This is a genomic window from Roseovarius halophilus (ex Wu et al. 2025) (assembly GCF_047086965.1).
Genome location: NZ_JBKOTX010000243.1, coordinates 1 through 7,089, shown reverse-complemented (window position 1 = coordinate 7,089; position 7,089 = coordinate 1). Strand labels below are relative to the sequence as shown.

7 protein-coding genes are annotated in these 7,089 nt (G+C 68.2%); all 7 read right to left on the bottom strand.

What is annotated here, in order from left to right:
* Positions 1–146 precede the first annotated feature (146 nt).
* Complete coding sequence (locus ACH107_RS28225; protein WP_412509055.1) at positions 147–2,291, bottom strand: TonB-dependent receptor; 2,145 nt, start codon at positions 2,289–2,291, stop codon at positions 147–149.
* Between the two features lie 328 nt (positions 2,292–2,619).
* Complete coding sequence (locus ACH107_RS28220; RefSeq protein WP_412509053.1) at positions 2,620–3,687, bottom strand: CobW family GTP-binding protein; 1,068 nt, start codon at positions 3,685–3,687, stop codon at positions 2,620–2,622.
* The gene (locus tag ACH107_RS28215; protein WP_412509051.1) at positions 3,687–3,977 is read right to left on the bottom strand and encodes a DUF6525 family protein; all 291 of its coding nucleotides are present in this window, start codon (positions 3,975–3,977) and stop codon (positions 3,687–3,689) included. The genes ACH107_RS28220 and ACH107_RS28215 overlap by 1 nt, the downstream gene beginning before the upstream one ends.
* Complete coding sequence (locus ACH107_RS28210) at positions 3,977–4,612, bottom strand: DUF1826 domain-containing protein (protein WP_412509050.1); 636 nt, start codon at positions 4,610–4,612, stop codon at positions 3,977–3,979. The genes ACH107_RS28215 and ACH107_RS28210 overlap by 1 nt, the downstream gene beginning before the upstream one ends.
* Complete coding sequence (locus ACH107_RS28205; protein ID WP_412509048.1) at positions 4,609–5,823, bottom strand: GTP-binding protein; 1,215 nt, start codon at positions 5,821–5,823, stop codon at positions 4,609–4,611. Before ACH107_RS28205 ends, ACH107_RS28210 begins: the two co-directional genes overlap by 4 nt.
* Before the next feature lie 7 nt (positions 5,824–5,830).
* A complete protein-coding gene (locus ACH107_RS28200; RefSeq protein WP_412509047.1) occupies positions 5,831–6,151 on the bottom strand; it encodes a hypothetical protein in 321 nt (106 codons plus the stop codon).
* A 71-nt stretch (positions 6,152–6,222) separates the two neighbouring features.
* Positions 6,223–7,089: WD40 repeat domain-containing protein (locus ACH107_RS28195; RefSeq protein ID WP_412509046.1), on the bottom strand; the 867-nt coding region annotated here is incomplete at its 5' end.

The following is a 7,089-nucleotide window of genomic DNA, read 5'->3' as shown; positions in this document are numbered from 1 at the left end:
CATCCTCGATCGCCTCGGAGGCATTGTCATTGTCCGTATCAGGCGCATCCGATTGTGCCTCGGAGACCTCTTCCTGCGCCACAGGCTCCTGCGATTCGGCAGGCCCCCGGCCAGCGGCCTCCGCCGCCGGCCGGGCCGGCCGCATGTCAGAACTGTTGCGTCACGCGCAAGGTCCAGTTGCGGCCCGGGCCGAGGGTGATGTTCTTGTAGGTGTCAAGGAAATCCCGGTATTCCTCGTCGAGGATGTTTTCCACGCCGAACTCGACCTCGGTTCCGGTGTCGCCGATCGATCCCCCAACGGTGGCGTCCAGGAGCACGTAGTCGTCCGTGGAGGCCGTGCCGAAGGGCGGCGGGGGAGAGTCGAACTGGCCGAACGGCTCCAGCAGCCCGGCCGAATCCTGTGCGCCCGCATAGCGCGCCCCGAGCGTCAGGTAGGCATCCTCGAACGCGCCGACGCGCTCCTCATGGAAGGTGACCTCGCCCGAGATCTTCAGCGGCGGCAGAAGCGGCACCTGCGTCCCGTCGGCGAGCTCTCCGTCCACCCAGCCGATCGTGGTGCGCCATGTCAGCCAGCTCAGCGGCCGCCCCTCGAGCGTGGCGTCCACCCCGTAGGTTTCGGCGTTCTGCTGGCTGACCCGGAAGATCGGCAAGCCGTTGGGGGCAGTGTTACCGGTTCCGGCAAGAAAGATGTAATCCTCGATGTCGTTGTAGTAACCGGTGACCTTGGCCGAGAGCTTGTCGGACTCCCACCTGACCCCGGCGTCCACGCTGATCGAGGTCTCCTCGTCGAGCGTCGGGTCACCCTGCTGGAAGGCGGCGACGCCGCCATGCACCCCGTCGGCGTAGAGCTCGAACAGGTTGGGCGCCCGGAACCCGCGGGACAGGTTGCCCATGAATGACAGCGCGTCCGTGACCGCGTAGCTGGCCCCGAGACCCCAGGTGCCCACGAGATAGTCGTTCTCGCGCTGGCCGACAGGCGGCGGTCCGTTGGTGAACGTGCCCTGGGTCTGGCCCAGGTCCAGCCGGGTCTCGCGGTAGTCGAGCCGCCCGCCGAAGTTGACCTTCAGCTTGCCCATCTCGGCTTCCTCGAAGGCGAAGAGCGCATAGTTCTCGACCTGCCCGCCCGGCGACAGGATCGTGCTGCCGCGTGAGGACTGGTCGGTATTGACGGCCTCCACCCCGATGCGCCCGTCGAGCGCGCCGAAGAGCCCGGTATGTTCGGCCTCCAGCCGGGCCGTGAGCGTGTCGCGCCGGATATCGAGAACGGCCGCCCCCGGCAGCCAGCTGCGCGGCAGCGGCTCCGGCGGGCCGGGGTTGGACACGCGAAGATTGGTCGCGAAGGAGAGCGTGGGCTTGAGTGTCCAGGTCTCGTTGACGGAAAGGTCGGCATCGAGCTGGACCAGCTCGTTCTCGATATCCTGCCCCACGCCGCCGGGCCGCAGCGGGTTGCCATTCGGCGGTGGCGGGTCGGGGACAACGAAGTTGTGCTCGTCGCGGTAGCGTTCGTACCGGAGCCTGACCTGCCCGATATCGGTCATGTAGCCGATATTGATGTCGCCGTTGAACTGTTCGTAATCCGTGAAGGGCACGCTGCCGGTGACCAGCGGGTCACGCGGATTGCCCGAGGTCAGGGCCTCGGACCCGTCAGGCGTGTTCAACCCCCCGGAATAGCGGCCGACGAGGGTTGCCGCGAAGCCCAGACGCCCATTGGCCCCGGTGAACTTCTGCACACCCGTGGCCTGTTCATGGGCGGACTGGAATTGCAAGGTGGTCTCGCCGTTGAGGGTCCATTCCCCCTCCGGCCCGGTCGGCGGCAGCGCGGGCAGCAGGTTCACCGCGCCACCAATCGCGCCGGACCCGTAGAGCAGGCTCTGCGCGCCGCGCACCACCTCGATGCGTTCGGCGATGAACGGATCGACAGTCGGCATGTGCCGAACACCGAACTGCTGGAAATCCAGCCCGATCCCGTTGGAGAGCACGCGCACCCGGTTGCCCGAGAAGCCGCGCAGCACCGGCTTGCCGACATTCGTGCCGGTGGCGATCGTGTCGACGCCTGACAGGTGATCGAGCGTGTCGCCCAGCGATCCGGATTGCCGCTTGCGCTTCTCCTCCCCGGCAACGGCATCCACGTCAGCGGGCAGATCCTCGATGTTGCTCGCGGTCGGCGCACCCGTGATGACGAGCGTGCCCAGATCCGTGGCCGCGCCATCGCCCGTTTGCTGGGCCAGCGCCGTGGTCGAGAGAAGCCCCGCGAGCGTGGCCGCGAGGCCTATGGCGTATTTCTGTTTCATCCGTGACAGGCCTCCTTGATAAGGACTATGTTATTACGTTGCGTTCGTTGGCAAGAACCGGGGTGCTGTATCCCGGGTCATGCGCTGTGTTCGACGGGCGAGGGTGGCCGGTCGCCATGTTGCTCAGCGCGAACCGCCTCGAAAACGCAGTTTGACGTCGCGCGTACGCACGCTGCGCTGCAGGCGTATAAGATATAGTATAACATTGCAACCTTTAGCGCGCCCGATCCACCATGGTCCCTTGGTCCCGGGCGTTGCCGCGTGCCGCGCCCCCGGCGGGTCGTGCCGTGTATCGGTGGGCAAGTTAACCCGTCAATTCGCACCGCGGTCAAAACCTCGTCCATTGCTTCCCGGCGGACCGGTCGCCCGCGACCGGGCGCGGCGTACACAGTTCCGGCAGGAAACGGGTGAGCATCTCCGGGGCGTCATGGCGGCCGGGGCCGGCGACGATCATCACGAGGCGCGTCGCATGGACCCCCTCGGGCCAGCCGTCGAGCCTGCGCAGCGGGCTGGCGACATGTCCGACGACGTGGAGCACGCAGGGCGCGCCGGGAGGATCGCTGATCTCGACCAGCCCCTTGATGCGCAGCAGATCGGCGCCGAACGAGGCCTGAAGCGCCGAGATGGCTGCCTCGAGGTCCGCCGGCGCGATCGGCCTGTCCGCCGACAAACAGAAGGCCGTCGTGGCACCATGGATGTTCACGTCATGGGCGTGATCGTGGTGGTGATCGTGATCATGCCCTTCGGGCGCGTCGAACCGGAGCCAGGCCTGCACGTCGGGCGGCTGTCCGGCCGGATCGAAGGCGGCCAGGGAGAACATGTCGTGTGCCGTCGTCTCCTCCGCACGCTCGAGGCGCGCATTGGGGTTCAGCGTCACGAGCCTTTGCCGGAGGGCGGCTGGGTCCACCGCGAGGTCGCCTTTGGTGAGGATCAGCCGATCCGCGACGGCGACCTGGCGCTGCGCTTCGTCGAACCGGTCGATCGCGTCGGCGCCGTTCACGGCATCGACCAGCGTCACCACGCCGTTGATCGCGAAGCGATCGAGCATGCGCTGGGTCGACATGAAGGTGCGCAGGATCGGACCGGGATCCGCAAGTCCGGTCGTCTCGATAACGACGCGGCTGAACATCGGCCCGATGCCGCGATCCGCCTCGTCCATCAGCCGCAGGAGCGTGAACCGCACGTCCCCCGAGACGGTGCAGCACAGGCAGCCGGTGGTGGAGGCGAAGGCGCGGTCCTCGACATGGTTGACCAGGAGCCCGTCGAGATCCGCCTCTCCGAACTCGGTGACGATGACGGCCGTGTCGCCAAAGCCCGGCTGCGTCATCAGGCGGTTCAGGAGCGTGGTCTTCCCGGCGCCGAGGAAGCCGGTGAGGATGGTGACCGGGATGCGCATCATCGGCCCCCTTGCGTCGAGACACAGGGATGCGCGTCACCCCAGACCGCCCGCGCGTCCTTTGCCACCAGCCGTTCTTGAAGCCGGTCCAGCTCCTCGAGGGCGCGCGCGCGGTTCCGCGTCCGCGCGACGGCGCGCTCGAAGGCCCGGCGCACGGACCGCGGCCGCCACGGCAGGACGGCCTCGGCGAGCCAGGCGCGCAGCTCGGGCGGCAGCCGGTCATAGTCCCGCATCGGGTCTTCGGTCCGACGCTTGAGCTTGAGGCTTGTCTTGCCGCGATTGCTGTGCATCAGACCGCCTCCTCCGGATCGTCGACGGGGTCGAGTACAAGCACCGTACGCGTCTCGCCGGTGCCCTCGATCGGGGGCGAGCGGTGCAGTAGCCCCGAGCGCGGGCGTTCGGGCCAGCGCGTGCCGCGCAGCACGATCGGCGCGCCTGTTGGCACCGTGAAGATCCGGCGCGGCTCGGCCTTGTCGGTGGAGATGCCGTATTGCGTGCCGGTGCCCCGGTAGGTGCAGACCAGCCGCGCCGTCACGGCGTCGATGTGGAACTTCCGGCAGGCATTCGTCGTCACCACGTCGAGCCGCAGGCGCAGCCAGCGCGCCTGCATCAGCCCGGCGAAGATGTCGGCGAGCGCCGCGATGTCGTCCGCGAGGCGGTCTCGCTCCGGGCCGACAGGCGTCCCGGCGGCATTGCAGACCTCCGACGCGGCGTCGCGCACGGCGTCGGGCCGCAGGATCACCCGGGCCCTTGGCAGTACGTCCGCATCGAGCCCGTCGATCCACGATTGGAACCCCGGCAAGGGCGGCCGCCGCCAGATCGCGGCGGCGCAGCCGGGGCGATGCAGCTCCGACAGGCCCTCGGGCGTGTCCGCGACGCCAACGCCAATCGCCGCATCACTTACGATCTCTCGAACGAGGGTCATGCCGCCTCCGCACGCCGCCATGCGGGGAAGGGATCGGCCAGGTCCGGGAGCGCATCCGGCCCCGGCGCCATGTGCTCGGGCAGGAGGCAGGCGTCGAGCCGCGCCCGCAGCGCGGGCCAGTCGATACCCGCGCCGATGAAGACAATCTCCTGCCGCCGGTCGCCCCAGGGTTCCACCCAGTGCTGCGCGATATAGGCACGCGCGCTGTCGTGGTCAGGCCAGCGCTCCCGCGGGAACGCCGCCCACCAGGTGCCGAGCGGCTTGACCGAGGACAGTGCTCCCGCGAGCGAGAATTCCGCGACCCACTCGGGGCGCGTCGCGATCCAGAAATGCCCCTTGGCGCGGATGACGCCGGGCATGTCGCCATTCAGGACAGCGAGGATCTTCTCCGGCTCGAACGGTTGCCGCGCGCGATAGACGTAGGACGCGACGCCGTATTCCTCTGTCTCGGGCACGTGGTCGGCGAAACCGTAAAGCTCCTTTGCCCACATCGGGTGTTCGTGAGCCTTTTCGAAGTCGAACAGGCCCGTGTCTAGGATCGCCTCGACAGCGACGTCGGAATGGTTGGTCTCGATGATCCGTGCATCGGCGTTCAGGCTGCGGATGATCTTGCGGGCCGCGTCCACCTGATGCGGCTCCGCGTCTGCGACCTTGTTCAGGACCACCACGTCGGCGAATTTGATCTGGTCGGTCAGGAGATGCACCAGCGTGCGGTCATCCTCGTCGCCCATCGTCTCGCCCCGGTCGGACAGGAAATCGTGGCTGGAATAGTCGCGCAGCAGGTTCACCGCGTCGACGACCGTCACCATCGTGTCGAGCCGCGCGACGTCCGACAGGCTTTCGCCCTCGGCGTCGCGGAAATCGAAAGTGGCCGCCACGGGCAGCGGCTCGGAAATGCCGGTGGATTCGATCAGCAGGTAGTCGAACCGGCCTTCCGCGGCGAGGCGGCGCACCTCGTCCAGCAGGTCGTCGCGCAGCGTGCAGCAGATGCAGCCGTTTGACATCTCGACCAGCGTCTCGTCAGTGCGCGACAGCGGGCTGTCGGCGCGTACGAGATCGGCGTCGATGTTCACCTCGGACATGTCGTTGACGATCACCGCGACGCGTCGGCCCTCGCGGTTGTTCAGCACGCGGTTCAGAAGCGTCGTCTTCCCGGCCCCGAGAAAGCCGGAGAGAACGGTGACGGGAAGGCGGGTATCAATATCTTTCATGGGAGGCTCATTCCTTGATGTGGGCGTCGAGGGCGCGGATGGCCTCCAGAAGCGCGTCGTGATGCTCGGCCCCTGCCGCGTGGTGATGGGCGAACCGGGCGTGCTCATCCGCGGGCGGCGCGGCGGCATGGGACTCGCCGTGGGCGATCTGTTCCTCGTGGCGCGCGATCTCGGCGTCATGGGCCACGATGCGCGCTTCATGCGCGAAGATCGCGGCCTCGGCGCGTTTCAGGATGGCCAGCGCCTCCATGTGGTCCCGGCGCCAGCGGTAATGATCCTGGGCCTGCGCAAGGTGCTCGGCATGGGCCGCCTCGGTCGTGTCGTTCATTTTGTTTTCTCCCTCATTCGATGTCTGCTGCGTGTCCGAGGATCGCCGCCGCGGCGTCGGGGCACTTGCGATCAAACAGGCCGCGCATGCCCGTCCCCTTTCCTGAGCGGCGCCCAGAGGACGCCGCCGGCCGAGTCGCCGATCAGGATGTGCGACAGTGACTCCGTGACCGCCAGCGCCGTCACCTCGATGCCGGTCGTTCCCCGCAGGACGAAATCCTCGGCGTCTTCTTCGAGTTCGCTCATCAGCACCGCCCCGTCCTGATACCCTGCCAGCACCGCCGCCTGCCCCGGCAGGCCCCGCACCATCGTGGCAAGCTGCTTGCCGCCATGGGCCACGCAGAGCGGCGCGTGGCCCATCGGGCCGTCCTTGAAAATGAACGGCCAGCACACCGCGCTGTCTGCGCCGCTCGTCGCGAGGTGCGGGCCGTCGCCGGCCCAGTCGAGCGCCCGCGGCTTGGCCGGGTAGCCCGACATGCGCATGTCCAGCTTGTCGCGCAGCCGCCAGCCGTGCAGGGCGTTCTCCTGCATGACCGTAACGACGTATTTGCCGTTCGGGCTCCAGGTGACGCCGATATGCGATCCCGCCCATTTGAGCTTCGTGGATGTCCAGCGCCGCTCGCCGCGTTCCCAGACCGTGGCGCCGCCGTAATGCGCCACCGCCAGCCGCTTGCCCTTGGGATCGAAGGCCAGCCCGCCGACCGTGCTCGGATGCTCGAACGTCTTGGGCCGGGCGGCGCCCGGCCGCCAGACATGCACGGCCCGGCCGACCGAACAGGCCACGATGCCCGTCCGGCCATGCGCGGCGACGCAATCGACCCAGCCGCTCCCGAAATCGGCGAGCTCGCTGGCCGCGCCATCGGTGGTGATGCGCAGGAGGCGTCCGTCATCCCCGCCGGTGACGACCGCCGTCCGCCCGGCCGCGGCCATGGCGAGCAC

Bases quoted from the DNA above. Each gene is read 5' to 3' on its own strand.
- ACH107_RS28225 (WP_412509055.1), bottom strand. From the start codon at position 2,291: ATGAAACAGAAATACGCCATAGGCCTCGCGGCCACGCTCGCGGGGCTT.
- ACH107_RS28220 (WP_412509053.1), bottom strand. From the start codon at position 3,687: ATGCGCATCCCGGTCACCATCCTCACCGGCTTCCTCGGCGCCGGGAAG.
- ACH107_RS28215 (WP_412509051.1), bottom strand. From the start codon at position 3,977: ATGCACAGCAATCGCGGCAAGACAAGCCTCAAGCTCAAGCGTCGGACC.
- ACH107_RS28210 (WP_412509050.1), bottom strand. From the start codon at position 4,612: ATGACCCTCGTTCGAGAGATCGTAAGTGATGCGGCGATTGGCGTTGGC.
- ACH107_RS28205 (WP_412509048.1), bottom strand. From the start codon at position 5,823: ATGAAAGATATTGATACCCGCCTTCCCGTCACCGTTCTCTCCGGCTTT.
- ACH107_RS28200 (WP_412509047.1), bottom strand. From the start codon at position 6,151: ATGAACGACACGACCGAGGCGGCCCATGCCGAGCACCTTGCGCAGGCC.